At 67.1% G+C, this 15,507-nt stretch carries 8 protein-coding genes; all 8 read left to right on the top strand.

Translation table 11 applies throughout. The features are described from left to right. Nucleotides 1-31: 31 nt before the first annotated feature. The 8 genes from AC0KUR_RS17905 to AC0KUR_RS17870 all read left to right on the top strand — a co-directional run bounded on the left by AC0KUR_RS17905 (nucleotide 32) and on the right by AC0KUR_RS17870 (nucleotide 15,486). Nucleotides 32-991, top strand: a complete 960-nt coding sequence (locus tag AC0KUR_RS17905) for a phytanoyl-CoA dioxygenase family protein (protein WP_034187193.1) — start codon at nucleotides 32-34, stop codon at nucleotides 989-991. Nucleotides 992-1,360: 369 nt separating this feature from the next. Next, nucleotides 1,361-2,566, top strand: a complete 1,206-nt coding sequence (locus AC0KUR_RS17900) for a capsule biosynthesis protein (protein ID WP_034187194.1) — start codon at nucleotides 1,361-1,363, stop codon at nucleotides 2,564-2,566. Beyond that, nucleotides 2,559-3,350, top strand: coding sequence for an SDR family NAD(P)-dependent oxidoreductase (locus AC0KUR_RS17895; protein WP_301740565.1), 792 nt, complete (start codon nucleotides 2,559-2,561; stop codon nucleotides 3,348-3,350). The genes AC0KUR_RS17900 and AC0KUR_RS17895 overlap by 8 nt, the downstream gene beginning before the upstream one ends. Next, on the top strand, nucleotides 3,347-4,876 hold the full coding sequence (locus AC0KUR_RS17890; protein ID WP_034187196.1) for an LTA synthase family protein: 1,530 nt from the start codon (nucleotides 3,347-3,349) through the stop codon (nucleotides 4,874-4,876). The genes AC0KUR_RS17895 and AC0KUR_RS17890 overlap by 4 nt, the downstream gene beginning before the upstream one ends. Before the next feature lie 3 nt (nucleotides 4,877-4,879). Then, nucleotides 4,880-12,508, top strand: a complete 7,629-nt coding sequence (locus tag AC0KUR_RS17885; RefSeq protein WP_473376248.1) for a type I polyketide synthase — start codon at nucleotides 4,880-4,882, stop codon at nucleotides 12,506-12,508. Continuing rightward, a complete protein-coding gene (locus AC0KUR_RS17880; protein ID WP_473376247.1) occupies nucleotides 12,505-13,422 on the top strand; it encodes a UDP-3-O-acyl N-acetylglycosamine deacetylase in 918 nt (305 codons plus the stop codon). The genes AC0KUR_RS17885 and AC0KUR_RS17880 overlap by 4 nt, the downstream gene beginning before the upstream one ends. A 64-nt stretch (nucleotides 13,423-13,486) precedes the next feature. Beyond that, on the top strand, nucleotides 13,487-14,815 hold the full coding sequence (locus AC0KUR_RS17875) for an aminotransferase class I/II-fold pyridoxal phosphate-dependent enzyme (protein ID WP_059557302.1): 1,329 nt from the start codon (nucleotides 13,487-13,489) through the stop codon (nucleotides 14,813-14,815). Continuing rightward, nucleotides 14,812-15,486: a GNAT family N-acetyltransferase gene (locus AC0KUR_RS17870; protein WP_473376246.1), complete on the top strand. Its 675-nt coding sequence runs from the start codon at nucleotides 14,812-14,814 to the stop codon at nucleotides 15,484-15,486. Before AC0KUR_RS17875 ends, AC0KUR_RS17870 begins: the two co-directional genes overlap by 4 nt. Nucleotides 15,487-15,507: the final 21 nt, after the last annotated feature.

Here is a 15,507-nt window from a genome sequence, read left to right as displayed (position 1 = left end):
GAGAGGGTAAGGTAACGCAAAAGGAGTATTCATGGATGTAAAAAAGCGTCTGCTTCCGGGCATTCCGTTGATCGAGTCCCCACTGTTCGACGCCGAGATTGAGCAGGCGGAGTTGACGTCCGGCGAGCGCGAGATTGCGCGGGCGTTGAATCGCAACGGCTATGCGGTGATCGATTTTCCCGATGCTGAACTCGATGCGCGGATTACGCGTATTCGCGAGCGCCTGGCCGGGCAGTTTGTCGAAACGGGACTGAGTAGCGATGGCGTGGTCCATGGTGCTGGCCGTATCCAGGACGCGTGGATAAAGGACCCGGACGTCAAGGCGATTGCCACCAATCGTCAGATGCTGGATTTGCTCGAACGCTTGTATGGTCGGGCCGCATTTCCATTCCAGACGCTCAATTTCCGGGTTGGTACGCAGCAACCGTTGCATACCGACGCGGTGCATTTCTCGTCGATCCCGCAGCGCTTCATGTGCGGGGTGTGGGTCGCTCTCGAAGACATCTCGCCGGAGTCAGGGCCGCTTCAACTGGTCCCCGGATCGCACAACTGGCCGATGATCGACAATGCAACGGCCGGTCGGCGCGGGTTTGGGGTGTCCGGCGAATCGGCGCAATTGCCCTATCAGGAAATCTGGGATTGCATGGTGGCGGCAAAGGGCGCCACCATCAAGACATTCGAAGCGCGTAAAGGGCAGGCGCTGATCTGGTGTGCCAATCTGCTGCACGGCGGGAGTCCGCAAATCGATCCCGCCATGTCACGCTGGTCGCAAGTGACGCACTATTTTTTCGATGATTGCGTCTACTATACGCCCGCGTTTTCCGACGAATACCTGGGCCGTTTGCAGCTTCGCAATCTGGTCAACATCGTCGACGGTACACCCAAACCCAATTCCTATCTTGGCGAGATGGTCACGCAGTCGCCGGCCGGCGGCATGCCGCGCAAATCGCGAACCTTGACGGGACGACTGCGCAAGTGGATGCAGGGGTGATGCGTGCCGAATGCGGAAGGCGGGGCGTCCCTGCGACGCGCCGGGCCCCAGGCCGGCGACGAGGCGGACGGCATGGAGAAGCAATCGGTGCGGATGCCGGCCTCCTGTCGAGCCGGTCCACCCGCAAATATGCGACGCTCGTGCGAAAGCGGATTCGGAGAGGGGTATATGTCGTTTTTTTGACGATCACGCATATTTCTCATTTGCATTGCAATGAGGTATCCTCCCTACCTTGCGGCGGTCATCGCCGCCTCATTCAGCCATTGAGGCTGACACGAGAGATTACGGGGATTGCGCGCATTACATGTGCCTTTCCAAATCATTGCGCTCGTGCTTAGCGTCTCTTCGATCCTCGATTCAATAACTTAGATGCCGCGCTCGTTTCTCGTGCTGCAAGGCACTGCCTCGCTTTTTTTCTATCAACTCGCGCGTGCCCTCCAGGACAAGGGGTTTGCCGTCCATCGAGTAAATTTTTGCGGTGGCGATTTGTTGTATGGTGGGACAGGGGCTGTTTTGAATTATAGCGGCGAGGTTGGGAATTTGCCGCAGTGGTACGACGATGTCGTGAGGCGAGAAGGAATCACCGACGTCGTCATGTTCGGCGACTGCCGCGACATACATCGCGAGATGCTGGCGGTCTCGGCTGAGCATGATCTGCGGGTTCACGTATTCGAAGAAGGTTACGTCCGGCCGCACTGGATCACGCTGGAGAGCCACGGTGTCAACGGGCGCTCGTTGCTGCCGCGCGATCCCGCCTGGTATCTGCAGCAACGCAGCGTGACACCGCCTGCCGAGCAGTGGCAGGCCACGGGCTATAACCTGTACGAGCGCGCGTTCCACGACATTGCGTATCGTTTTGCAAACGCGATGTGCTGGCCCCGTTTTCCGAAGTATCGCAGTCACCGGCCTAAAAATGGATTTCTCGAGTATTCAGGGCTCGCTGTCCGGATGCTTCTGCAGCGCAAGCATCGGCGTGAAGCAGAGCGCGTAACGCGGGAATTGCTCGACGGCGTGCGGCCTTACTACCTGTTTCCTCTTCAATTGAATTCGGATGCGCAAATCGTCGTGCATTCTTCTTTCGATGGAATTCGGGCGGCAATCAGCCATGTTTTGGAATCCTTCGCGCGATATGCGCCGCGAGATGCGCTGCTGGTCATCAAAAATCACCCGCTGGACACAGGGCTGATCGAGTATCGCAATTTTTCGCTTAAAATTGCGCGTGCCGCAGGCATGGAAGATCGGATTCGTTTCATCGACGCCGGCCATCTTCCGACATTGCTTGAACGCGCACGCGGGGTCGTGGTCATCAATAGCACGGTCGGGTTGTCCGCGCTGCATCACAAGCGGCCGTTGGTCGCGCTTGGATCGGCTATCTACAATCTGAGCGGCCTGACCTGGCAGGGTGATCTCGATGACTTTTGGCTTGGCGGGATGCCTCCTGATATGGACCTTTATCACGCGTTCCTCGACTATGTGATGCATCACACGCAGATCAACGGCGATTTCTACACCCGGTCCGGTATCGCAATGGCCATTGCGGGCGCGGTCGCCCGGCTAGAGCGTGCGGATGACTAGGGCGCCGATCCGGAGCGTCGTAGTCACGGGAGCAAGCGCGGGCATCGGGCGTGCGCTTGCGCTTGCGTATGCGCAATCCGGCGCCGTGCTCGGCATCATCGGACGGAACGAAGCGCAACTCGAATCGACCGCGGCGGCCTGCCGCGCGCGAGGCGCGACAGTGATTGTCGGTATCGTCGACGTGCGGGACGCCGAACCGGTTCGCGAGTGGCTGCATCGTTTCGACGATCAGTATCCGATCGAGCTGCTCATCGCCAATGCTGGCGTCGCGAGCACGCTGTCCTCCGCATCTGACTGGGAGGACCTCGACCGTATCACCACCGTCGTCGATACGAATTTCTACGGTGCGATGCACACGGTCCTCCCGGTTGTCGAACGCATGCGTGCCCGCAAGCGCGGCCGCATCGCCGCGGTCAGTTCCCTGGCTGCGCTTCGCGGCATGGCGATTTCGCCCGCGTACTGCGCAAGCAAATCGGCGATCAAGGCCTATGCCGATTCTGTTCGTCCGCTGCTGAAGCGAGACGGAATCGGTGTCTCGGTCATTCTTCCCGGTTTTGTCAAGACGTCGATGAGCGACGTTTTCCCCGGTGACAAGCCGTTCATGTGGACTGCCGGGCAGGCCGCGGCATATATCCGCAGAAAGCTCGATGCCGGGCGCGCGGAAATCGCATTCCCGGGCCTGCTTGCGTTCGGCATGCGCATCCTGACCGTGTTGCCCGTCACGCTGGCCGATGCAATTCTCGACAAGCTTTCGTATCTGCCCGGCAAGGAAGACGTAAATTGACGGGCGCTATCTGGCTCGCGCTCGCCGTTGCGGCAGGCATATCGTTTCTGCCGGACCTGATCGCAATTCCGCGTGCGTCGTTGCGGCGTCGCACAGATGCGCTGCTGTTGCACGTGGTTTCTGTTGTGTTCTTCGCGGCGCTGATGCTGCTAGCCACCGCGCGCCCGATCTTTTCTGCATCCGTCGCGGTCGCGCTGGTCGGGCTCGTCGCGGTTGTGAGCAATGCCAAATATGAATCCCTGCGCGAACCGTTCGTTTTTACCGATCTCAGCCTGTTCAGTCAGTTGTTCTCGCACCCGCGGCTCTATCTGCCGTTCCTGAGCGCGGGCAAGGTCGTGGCGATCGGCGCGGGGATCGTGCTCGTCGTCACTGGCTATCTCGCCGAGGCGCCCGTCACGCCGAGTCCGGTGCTCGCGCTGGCGGCTGTTGCAGTTTTTACATTCTTACTGGCGCGATACATTGCAGCTCATCTGCCATTGGCGCTCGACGCCGAGGAAGATCAGCGCCGTCACGGTTTTTTCGCAGTCTTCATCGCATACTTGCTGAACGGCATGCGTCCCGCGGCATTCGAAGCCTTCCGGCGCGTGGTCGAAGCGGGCCCCTTCGTCTCGGGTACGTCGGTGCAGCGCCCCGACGTCATCGTGATCCAGAGCGAATCGCTCTTTGACGTGCGACGCATCTCACCCGCGATTGCGCCTGCCGTCCTTTCCCGTTTCGATCGCGCGAAACGCGAAGCGGTCTGCTATGGCGAGCTTTCGGTGCCGGCATGGGGCGCAAACACGATGCGCACGGAATTCTCGATGCTGACCGGCCTGTCGTTCGAGCGCCTCGGTTACGCGCGCTTTTATCCATATGCGTTCGTGCGTCGCGCGGGCGCGTCGATCGCAAGCTGGTTCGGCCGCGGCGGTTACGAGACGCTGGCGCTTCATCCGTACTACGCCGATTTCTTTGGCCGCAATCGTGTCTTTCCGTTGTTGGGATTCGACACATTTCTCGATATCGAATACTTTGCCGACGCGCCGCGTGCCGGCCCGTATATCTCCGACGCCGCCGTGCTGGACGCAGTGATTGCTTTGCTGGAAGGCGAGCGCAAGAAACCGCGCTTCATCTTCGCAATGACAATGGAAAACCACGGCCCCCTGCACCTGGAGCAGGTTTTACCCGGAGAATCGTCTTCGAGGCATACTCTTGGCGAAGACGCCTCCTGGCGCGACCTGACCGCATATCTACGGCACATTGAAAATGCCGACGCAATGATCGGGCGCTTGCTCGATCATTTGCGTACCAGCGATCGTGAAACAGTCGTTTGTTTCTATGGCGACCACGTTCCCGCGCTGCCTCATGTATTCGAAAAACTAGGCGTTACACCGCAAAACAGCGACTACTTCATATGGCGGAACTACGGCACGGATACTCCCGAACGCCGTGACCTGGCTGCCGAAGAACTCGGGTCGGTACTTTTGCATGTGGTACAAGATGACGGAAATCGCGTGGAAGAGCCGCACGCATCCGAGAAAGCGACATAAAAGATGAACAGTAAGATTGCAATAATTGGGGTGGCTTGTCGGTTTCCCGGGAGCGCTAACAATCTCGGCGACTTCTGGCAACTGCTGCGCGACGAACGCGACGCAGTGACCGAAATCCCCGCCGACCGCTTCGGCACCGATTTCTACCAGCACCCGTCCAAGCGCGAACCGGGCAAGAGCTACACGTTCGCGGCCGGCGTGCTCGACAACGTCGCCGGCTTCGACGCCGCATTCTTCGGCATTTCCCCGCGCGAAGCGGCCCAGATGGACCCGCAGCAACGCCTGCTGCTCGAACTCGCATGGGAAGCGTTCGAGGACGCGGGCGTGCGCCCGGCCGACATGCGCGGCAGCAACTGCGGCGTGTTCGTCGGCGCTGCCAGCATGGATTACGGCAACCGCAACATGGACGATCTGAACGTGATCGATCCGTATTCGGCGACCGGCAACACCCTGAGCATCGCGTCGAACCGCGTGTCCTACCTGTTCGACCTGCGCGGTCCGAGCATGTCCGTCGACACGGCCTGCTCGTCGTCGCTCGTCGCGCTCCACCAGGCCGTCAAGGCGCTGCAGTCCGGCGAAGCCGAGATGGCGCTCGCGGGCGGCGTCAACCTGCTGCTGCATCCGTTCGGCTTCGTCAGCTTCTCCAAGGCGTCGATGCTGTCGCCGCGCGGCCGTTGCCGCGCATTCGATGCGACCGGCGACGGCTACGTGCGCTCCGAAGGCGGCGCATTCGTGCTGCTCAAGCCGCTCGATCGCGCGCTCGCCGACGGCGACACGATCCACGCGGTGATCGCCGGCTCCGGCGTGAACTCGGTCGGCCACTCGCCGGGCGGCATCAGTGTGCCCGGCGCGGCCGCGCAAGCGTCGCTGCTGCGCAGCGTGTACGCGCGCGCCGGTATCGATCCGCAGTCGCTCGCGTACCTCGAGGCGCACGGCACCGGCACGGCGGTCGGCGATCCGATCGAGGCGCGTGCGCTGATCGACGTCGTGTCGGGCCAGCGCCCGGCGGACCGTCCGCTACTCATCGGTTCGGTGAAGACCAACATCGGCCACCTCGAAACGGCCTCCGGCATGGCCGGCCTGCTGAAGGCCGTGCTGTGCCTGAAGCATCGCGCGGTGCCGCGCTCGCTGCATTTCGTCACGCCCAATCCCAGCATCGATTTCGACGGCGGGCGCCTGCGCGTCGTCGATCGCTACATGCCGCTCGACGCGGGCGACGCGCCGCTGACGGTCGGCGTCAACTCGTTCGGCTTCGGCGGCACGAACGCACACGTCGTGCTGACCGAGGCGCCGGCTGCCCGTGACGTGTCGACGGCAGTACCGGAACCGGCCGATGCGCTGTCTCCGCTCGTGCTGACCGCGCGCAGCGCAACTGCGCTCGGCGCGCTCGCAGGCCGCTATCTGGCGACGCTCGACAACGGCGGCGACTGGCAGGCGCTTGCCGCCGCGGCCGCACGCCGCCGCCAATGGCTCGAACATCGCGCGATCGTCGCGCCGGCCGACGTGGCCGAAGGCCGCGCGGCGCTGGCGGCACTGGCTCAGCCGGCGCGGGAAGGCGTGCCGGCCTGCGTGGTCACCGGTCAGGCGCCCGCGGACACGCCGCGCACCGCGCTCGTGTTCTCGGGCAACGGTTGCCAGTGGGTCGGGATGGGCAACGAACTCTACGCGGAAAACGCCGTCTTCCGCGCGGCGCTCGACGAAGTCGACGCGCTGTGGTGCGCCGACGGCAGCCCGTCGCTCGTCGACGTGATGCGCGGCGGCCCGGGCGCGGAATGGCTGGCCGGCGCGGGCGCCGAATGGCTCGCCGCGACCGAGAACGCGCAGCCGCTGCTGTTCGCGATCCAGGTCGGCATGATCCGCGTGATCGATGCGCGCGGGATGCGTTACGACGCGGCGATCGGCCATAGCGTCGGCGAGATTGCCGCGGCGTGGGTGACGGGTGCGCTGTCGCTCGCCGATGCGGTGCGCGTGATCAAGATCCGCAGCCGCGCGCAGGCGATGACGCGCGGCAGCGGCCGGATGGCCGCGGTCGGCATCGGCGACGCGGCCGCACGCGAACTGATCGCGCGTCACGGGCTCGCGCGGCGCGTCGAAATCGCCGGCATCAACAGCCCCGATGCGGTCACGCTGGCGGGCGAACTGCAGGGCCTGCAGGCACTTGAGGCCGCGCTGCGCGGCAGCGGCAAGTTCTTCCAGATGCTCGATCTCGACTATGCGTTCCACAGCAGCCACATGGATCGCATCGAGCCGATCGTGCTGGCCGAACTGGCCAGCCTGCGGCCGCAACCGGGCAACGGTACGTTCGTATCGACCGTGACCGGCGGGGCGTTCTCCGGTACCGAGCTCGACGCGCGCTACTGGTGGCGCAACATCCGCGAGCCCGTGCGCTTCGGTGACGGTGTCGCGTATCTGATCGAGCAGGGCGTCCGGCTGTTCGTGGAAGTGTCGCCGCATTCGATCCTGCGCACATACGTGAAGCAGGCGTTCACGGCAGCGGCCGTGGCCGGCACGGTGCTGCCGACGCTCAAGCGCGATCACGGCAGCGCGGCAACGCTGCGGCAGGCGGTTCTTGCGGCGATCGCGCACGGCGCGAGCGTCGATCCGGATCGCTTTGCACCGGGCACGTTGCGCGCGGCGTTGCCGTCCTATCCGTGGCAGCGCGACCGGTTCTGGCTGACGCCGACCGTCGAAGGCTACGGCCTCGTCAATCGCCGCCGCGAGCATCCGTTGCTCGGCTATCGCCTGCACGAACACGCGTTCGGCTGGGAAAACCAGCTTGATCCGGCGAAGCTGCCGATGCTGGCCGATCACGTCGTCGACGGCGGCGTGGCGTTCCCGGGCGCGGGTTACGTCGAAATGGCGCTTGCCGCTGCGCGCACCTTCTTCGATACGCCGGATGCGGCACTCGAAAACGTCGAGATCCGCACGCCGGTCGTGTTCCAGCCGCAGCAGTCGAAGCTGTTCCGGCTCGTGATCGAGCCGCGCACCGCGACCTTCACGATCGAGACGCGCGACCGGATGTCGGACGGCGCATGGACGCTGAACGTGACGGGGCGGATGCTGGAGAGCGGCTGCGCGCTCGGCGCCGCGCGGGTCGTCCCGTCCGGTACGCTCGAGCGCCTGCTTGCGCTGCCGGCCGCCGACGGCGACACGCTGTACGCGAACACCGCGGCGATCGGCCTCACGTACGGGCCGGCGTTCCGCTGGGTCCGGAGCGTGCGGGTCGCCGCGGGCGACGATGCGGCGCTGGCCGACGTCTCGGCACCCGCCGCATGCGGCGATGCGCGGGCGTTGTCCGCCTATCTGCTGCATCCGGCGCTGATGGACAGCGGGTTTCATCCGCTGTTCGCGCTGCTCGCCGCGCACGCGCGCGATGGCGAGCATCCGGCTTACGTGCCGGTGCAGATCGGCCGGGTCGACTATCTGCGCGGCGATACGGTCGCTCGCGTGCTCGCGCGGATCGACCGGCGCAGCCCGCATTCGGTCGTCGCGCATTTCGAATTCCTCGACGCGCAAGGCGCGATCGTCGCGCGGCTCGGCGCTTGCCGGTTCCGGCGCGTCGACCTCGTCGGCCGCCGGCAGAACCTGCCTGCGCGCTTCGTGTACCGCCTCGAAGAGGCGCCGCTGCCGGGCGATGTCGATGCGGCCGGTCTGCCGGCGCCCGACGCGCTGCTTGCGCAGGCGGTCGCCCGGCTCGAGACGGCCGAGGACGACGGCCGCCGCACGCGGCATCTGACCGAAATCCTGCCGCTGCTCGACGTGCTCGCGAGCCTCTACGTGCTGCGCGCATTCGATGCGCTCGGCGCGTTCGCCGACACCTGGCAGCCGGCGCCCGGGCGTGCGGCGCTGGCGGCACGTCTTGCCGACATGCTCGTCGAGGACGGCCTGGCCCATCGCGACGGCGCGCACCTCGTACGCGACGACGCGGCATGCGCGGCGTTGCCGCCGCTCGACGAGCTGTGGCGCGGGCTGCTGGCCGAATCGCCGGCGCACGTGGCCGAGCTGACGCTGCTTGCGCATTGCGGCGCGGCGTTGGCCGACGTGCTGAGCGGCGCGAAGGATGGCGCACGCTGGCTGTCGCCGACCGGCCACAGCCTGGTCGAGCAGCTCCTTGCCGCGTCGCCGACCTGGCAGCACGTGCACGCGCTGCTGACGGCCGGCGTCGGGCACGCGGTTGACGCATGGCAGCCGGCGCGCCGGCTGCGCGTGCTCGAACTCGGTGCGACGGACGGCGACGTGCTGCAGACGCTCGGCATGCATCTCGCGGTCGCACGCTGCGATCACACGATTGCCGCGACGGCCGGCCAGCTGGCCGGGTTCGACACGGACGCGGAAGCGGCGGTGCGCACGGTGGCGCTGCAGTCGGGCGAGCGATTGTCGCTGTCGGCCGACGACACTGGGCCTTACGACCTGATCGTCGCGAACCGCGCGCTGAGCGGCCGTCACGATGTGGCCGACGCGCTGCATGCGATGCGGTCGTGGCTGGCGCCCGGTGGATTGCTGCTGCTGGCCGAGTCGCGCCGCGGCCGTTTCTCCGACATCGTGTTCGCCGCGCAGGCGGCGTCGACGGAAGCCGGCACGCCCGTGCCGCTGGCGCCGGCCGATCTCGAGGCCGCGCTCGCGCGCGCAGGCTACGTCGACGTTGTGCGGCACGTCGAGCAATCGCTCGACCTGGACGGCACGCCGACGTTCGTCGTCGCGCGCAATCCCGCGAGCACGAAGGCCGCCCAACATGGCAGCGACCCGAGCGATCTCGATGCGCTCGCACGCAACGAACGCTGGCTCGTGATGCACGCGCCGGATGCGGTCGGCGGTTTCGGCGGGCAACTGGCCGATGCGCTGGCGCAGGCGGGCTATCCGGCCGATATCGTCGACCTCACGCACGCGGTCGATGCGATTGCGTCGTTGCCGGCCGGGCAGCCAGCGCACGTCGTGTTCTGCGCACCGGAAACGCCGCTCGCCGAGGCCGCGACGGGTGACGTCCTGATGGCCGCGCAGCGTCACGGCGCGATCGCGCTGGCGGCACTCGTGCGCGCGCTCGGCGCGCAGCCGAACGCGGCCACGCGGCTGACCGTCGTCACGCGCGGCGGCGCGCCGTTTGCCGGGGCCGCGAATGCGCACCCGGAGCAGGCGACGCTGTGGGGCCTCGGTCGCGTGCTCGCGAACGAGCATCCCGAACTCGCGTGCCGCCTGATCGACGTCGATCAAGCGGTGGACGGGATTCCCGATGCGCTGATTCGCGAGCTGACCGGCTCGGCGGTCGAGGAAGAAGTCGTCCTGAGCGCACACGGGCGGCGGGTGCCGCGCATGCTGACGGCCGTGCAGGCCGCGGCGCGCAGCGATGGCGCGATCGCGCGCGCGTCGGTGCTCGCGTTCGACGCGCCGGGCTCGTTGCGCAATCTCGAATGGTTTGCGTTGCCCGAAAGCCCGTTGGGCGAGGACGAGGTGGAAATCGAGCCGGTCGCCACCGGCCTGAATTTCCGCGACGTGATGTATGCGATGGGGCTCCTGTCCGATGAGGCGGTCGAAACCGGCTTCGCGGGCGCGTCTATCGGCATGGAGCTGTCCGGCCGTGTCGTCCGGGTCGGCCGCGCGGTGACGGCATTTGCGCCGGGCGACGCGGTGCTCGGCTTCGCGCCGGCATCGTTCGCGACGCGCGTCAGGACGCGTACGCAAGCGATCGCGCCGAAGCCCGAACGCCTGTCGTTCGAGGAAGCGGCGACCGTGCCGACCACGTTCTTCACCGCGTATTACGCGCTCGTCGAACTCGCGCGGCTGCGCCGCGGCGAACGCGTGCTCGTGCACGGCGGCGCGGGCGGTGTCGGGATCGCCGCGATCCAGCTCGCGCGCCACTTCGGCGCGGAAGTGTTCGCGACGGCCGGCAGCGACGAGAAGCGCGAATTCGTGCGCCTGCTTGGCGCCGATCACGTGCTCGATTCGCGCAGTCTCGCGTTCGCGGACGAGATCCGCGCGATGACGGGCGGGCAGGGCATCGACATCGTGCTGAACTCGCTGGCCGGCGAAGCGATGGTGCGCAGCATCGACACGCTGCGTCCGTTCGGTCGTTTCCTCGAGCTCGGCAAGCGCGATTTCTACGAAAACAGCCATATCGGGCTGCGGCCGTTCCGCAACAACATCAGCTATTTCGGCATCGATGCCGACCAGTTGATGGGCGCGTTGCCGGAGCTGACCGAACGCCTGTTCGGCGAAGTGATGGCGCTGTTCGCGGCAGGCGTGCTGCATCCGCTGCCGTATCGCGCGTTCCCCGCCGAACGGGCCGAGGATGCGTTCCGCTACATGCAGCAGGCGCGCCAGATCGGCAAGGTGCTCGTGACCTATCCGTCCGGCACGCCGGCGCCGACGCGCGGTGTGACGGGCGCGGGCTCGCTCGCACTCGATCCGCGGGGCGCGTACCTGGTGGTCGGCGGCACGGGCGGGCTCGGCTTCGCGAGCGCGCGCTGGATGGTCGAGCGCGGCGCGCGCCGGATCACGCTGGCGAGCCGCTCCGGCGAACTCGCCGCCGCGGCGCGCGACGAGGTCGCGTGCTGGCGCGACACGCTGGGCGTCACCGTCGATGTCGTGTCGTGCGACGTGACCGATGCCGCGGCGGTCGACGCGATGATCGCCGCGATCGTCCGGCGCGACGTGCCGCTGAAGGGCGTGCTGCATTCCGCGATGTCGATCGACGATGGTCTCGTGCGCAATCTCGACGATGCACGCATGGCCGCGGTGCTCGCACCGAAGGTGGCCGGCGCGTGGAACCTGCATCGCGCGACGCGCGCGCTGCCGCTCGACCTGTTCGTGGTCTATTCGTCGGCGACGACCTATCTCGGCAATCCGGGGCAATCGAACTACGTCGCGGCCAACACCTTCCTGGAAGCGCTGGTCGAACATCGCCGCGCGGCAGGGTTGCCGGGCACGTTCATGGCCTGGGGGCCGCTCGAGGACGTCGGTTTCCTCGCGCGCCACGCCGATACGCGCGAAGCGTTGCAGTCGCGGATCGGCGGTGCGTCGATCACGTCCGACGAGGCGATGGTCGCGCTCGAGCGCACGCTGGTTGCAGGCGCGGCCGGCGAAGCCGTGGTCCGGCTCGACTGGCACGCGGTGGCGCGCGGGATGCCGGCCGCGAAGGCGCGCCGGTATGCGCTGCTGCAATCGCACGCGAGCGGCGGCGATGCGCGCGACGGCGGCACGCAGCTGCGCGAAGAGGTGCTCGCGTTGCCGCGCGACGAAGCGATCGCGCTGGTGGCGCGGACGCTGCAGGCGCAGATTGCGCGGATTCTGCACATGACGCCCGACCGCATCGCGCTCGACAAGTCGGTGCTCGACATGGGCATGGATTCGCTGATGGGGATGGAGCTCGGCCTTGCGGTCGAGGAAGCGTTCGAGGTCAAGCTGTCAGTGATGGCGATTGCCGAAGGCGCGTCGGTGACGACGCTGGCCGGGCGCATCGTCGATTCGATCGGCGCGTCGGCCGATGCCGACGCAGGCTCCGCGACCGATGCCGCGCAGGAGGCCGTCGCGGCGCTTGCCGCGAAGCATGCGATCGACGGCGAAGCGCGCGCGATGCTCGACACCGGGCCGGCGGCCGTCGCCGGTCATGCGTCGCCGCCGCTGGAGGTTGTCCGATGAGCGCACCGGCAGGCTGGGCGACGCGCCAGGGTACGCTGGCACAGCCGCTGACGATCGACGGGCACGGGCTGCACACGGGGCGCCGGGTGGGCGTGCGGATCCTGCCCGGACGCCCGGAAGACGGCGTGACGGGCATTGCGTTCCGCCGCGTCGCGCACGGGCGCACACTCGCGACGCTGCCGGTCGATCCCGCGCTGCGCCGCGCGCAGCCGCTCTGCACGATGCTGCGCAATGCCGACGGCGTCGGCGTGCGCACCGTCGAGCATCTGCTTGCGTCGCTGCTCGCGTGCGAAATCGATCACGCGATCGTCGAGCTCGACGCGGAGGAGGTGCCGATTCTCGACGGCAGCGCAACGCCGTGGGTCGATGCGATCCGCGCATGCGGCCGCGTCGCGCTCGATGCGCCGAAACGCTTCATCCGGGTGCTGCGGCCCGTCGTCGTCACGGATGGCGAGGGCGGCCAGCGGCGTGAAATGCGGATCGAGCCGGCGTCGCGCTATGAACTGAGCGTACGCAACGACCTGCGCGGCTTCGGCGACATGCACTGGGACGGCGCGCTGACGCCGGCCGCATTCGCGACCGAAATCGCGCCGTCGCGCTCGTACGGGCGCGTGAAGTGGGCCGTGCCGGCGATCGTCGCCGGGTATCTGCGCGGCGTGCCGATCCTGCGCGGCGCGCGGCCGTCGTGTACCGCGTCCATCGTCGGCAATCGCGTGCTGGGCGGGATGCGGCTGCCGGAAGAGTTCGTCCGGCATCGCGTGCTCGATCTGGTCGGCGATCTCGCGCTGGCCGGTGCGCCGCTGCTGGCGCGCGTGAGCGCGCTGCGGCCGAGCCACGAAATGAACTTCCGGCTGGTCGATGCGCTGCTCGCTACGCCCGATGCGTGGCAGTGGGCCGACTTTTCCGAGACTTGAAACCACGCTTTTTCAAAATACGCGGCGTAACATAGCGTCTTTTCGAGATAAAGCGAAGGAAGCGATGGCACTGGGAGAGCATCTTCGCCAGCAACTGGCGGCGAAAGCCCTGAAACGGCAACTGGAACGCGCGACCGATGCCGCGGCGGCGCCCGGCGTGCCCGGCACGCCGGCTGCGCAGACCGCGTCGGCGCGCAGCCGCTTCGAATCGATGCCGCAGTATCAGCAGGTCCGGATCATGCGCGAGATGGGCGAGAAGCTGCGCGTCGACTCGCCGTTTTTCCGCGTGCACGACGGCGTCGCCGGTGCGACGACGCAGATCGGCGGCCGCGAATACCTGAACTTCGCGAACTACAATTACCTCGGCCTGGCCGGTGACCCGGACGTGTCCGCGCGTGCGAAAGCCGCGATCGACCGCTACGGCACGTCGGCATCGGCAAGCCGCATGGTCGCGGGCGAACGCCCGGTGCAGCGCGACCTCGAACGCGCGCTGGCCGCGTTCTACGAGACCGACGACTGCGTTGCGTTCGTGAGTGGCCACGCGACCAACGTGACCGTGATCGGCGCGCTGTTCGGCCCGGGCGACCTGGTCGTCCACGATGCGCTCGCGCACAACAGCATCGTGCAGGGCGCGCAGCTGAGCGGCGCGAAGCGGTTGAGCTTCCCGCACAACGACTGGCAGGCGCTCGACGAACTGCTGTCGCGCGTGCGCCGCGAATATCGGCACGTTCTGATCGCGATCGAAGGGCTGTACAGCATGGACGGCGATTTCCCCGACCTGCAGCGCTTCGTCGACGTGAAGACGCGCCACGGCGCGTTCCTGCTGGTCGACGAGGCTCACTCGCTCGGCGTGCTTGGCGCGACCGGCAAGGGTATCCGCGAGCATTGCGGCGTCGCCCCCGATCAGGTCGACATGTGGATGGGCACGATGAGCAAGACGCTGGCCGGCTGCGGAGGTTTCATCGCCGGCTGCCAGCCGCTCGTCGACATGCTGCGTCATCTGGCGCCGGGTTTTCTGTACAGCGTCGGACTCGCACCGACGCTCGCCGAAGCGTCGCTGGCCGCGCTCGAACGCCTGCAGGCGGAGCCGGCGCGCGTCGCGCAACTGCAGGCGCGCGGGCGGCAGTTCCTGACCGAGGCGCGCGCCGCCGGGCTGAATACGGGCACGAGTGCGGGTTATGCGGTCGTGCCGGTGATTACCGGGAGTTCGCTGAAGGCCGCGCAATGGGCGAATGCGATGTTCGACGAAGGGATCAACGTGCAGCCGATCTTCTATCCGGCCGTCGAGGAAAAGGCGGCGCGGTTGCGTTTCTTCATCTGCTCGACGCACGAACCGGAGCAGATCAGCCGGACGGTGGGCGTGTTGTCGCGGCTGGCGGGGCGGAGCGCATGACGCAGGCCGCCGCGTTCCCGCGGGCGGTTCCGCGCGCCGGCGAGCCCGTGCGGTTTCGCGCGGCCGATGCGGATGATGCGGCGGCGTGCGGGCCGCTCGTGTTCGCGTCCGGCGTGGCCGAATTCGGGTTCTTTCTCGGCGAAAGCGACGCGCGCTGCATCGCGTTCCTGCAGCGGGCATTCCGCTCGCGTCACGGGCGCTTCTCGTGGCGCCGGCACCGCGTCGCGGTTGCGCAAGACGGCTCCGTGCTTGCGGTAATGGCGATTCACGACGGGCATCGGACGATGTTCGACGACGTGCATGTCGTGTGGGCCCTCGCGCGTTTCTTCGGCGTGCGCCGCACGATCGGCCAGTTGCTGCGCGGGCTGATCCTCGAAACGGAACTCCCGGCGCCGAAGCGTTCGCAGATCCTCGTCGCGCATTGCGCGACCGACGAGCGGCAGCGCGGCACGGGTATCTTCAGTGCGTTGTTCCGCGATGCGCTGGACGCCGGTGCGTTGCCGGCCGACGGCAGCCGCGAGGTCGTGCTCGACGTGCTGACCCGCAACGGGCGCGCCCGGGCGCTGTACGAGCGGCTGGGGTTCGCCGCGCTGCCGCGGCGGCGCGAGCGTTCGCGCCGGCTGCCGGCCGAGCTCGATTCGATCCGGATGCGGTTCTCGCGCCGCGGCTGACGGCGCGCACGGCGCCGCCCG

The organism is Burkholderia sp. YHN3-13, assembly GCF_055810675.1.
Note: the sequence above shows the minus strand (reverse complement) of the source record. Positions and strands in the feature narration are given on the sequence as shown.

Bases quoted from the DNA above. Each gene is read 5' to 3' on its own strand.
- AC0KUR_RS17900 (WP_034187194.1), top strand. From the start codon at position 1,361: ATGCCGCGCTCGTTTCTCGTGCTGCAAGGCACTGCCTCGCTTTTTTTC.
- AC0KUR_RS17895 (WP_301740565.1), top strand. From the start codon at position 2,559: ATGACTAGGGCGCCGATCCGGAGCGTCGTAGTCACGGGAGCAAGCGCG.
- AC0KUR_RS17885 (WP_473376248.1), top strand. From the start codon at position 4,880: ATGAACAGTAAGATTGCAATAATTGGGGTGGCTTGTCGGTTTCCCGGG.
- AC0KUR_RS17880 (WP_473376247.1), top strand. From the start codon at position 12,505: ATGAGCGCACCGGCAGGCTGGGCGACGCGCCAGGGTACGCTGGCACAG.
- AC0KUR_RS17875 (WP_059557302.1), top strand. From the start codon at position 13,487: ATGGCACTGGGAGAGCATCTTCGCCAGCAACTGGCGGCGAAAGCCCTG.
- AC0KUR_RS17905 (WP_034187193.1), top strand. From the start codon at position 32: ATGGATGTAAAAAAGCGTCTGCTTCCGGGCATTCCGTTGATCGAGTCC.
- AC0KUR_RS17870 (WP_473376246.1), top strand. From the start codon at position 14,812: ATGACGCAGGCCGCCGCGTTCCCGCGGGCGGTTCCGCGCGCCGGCGAG.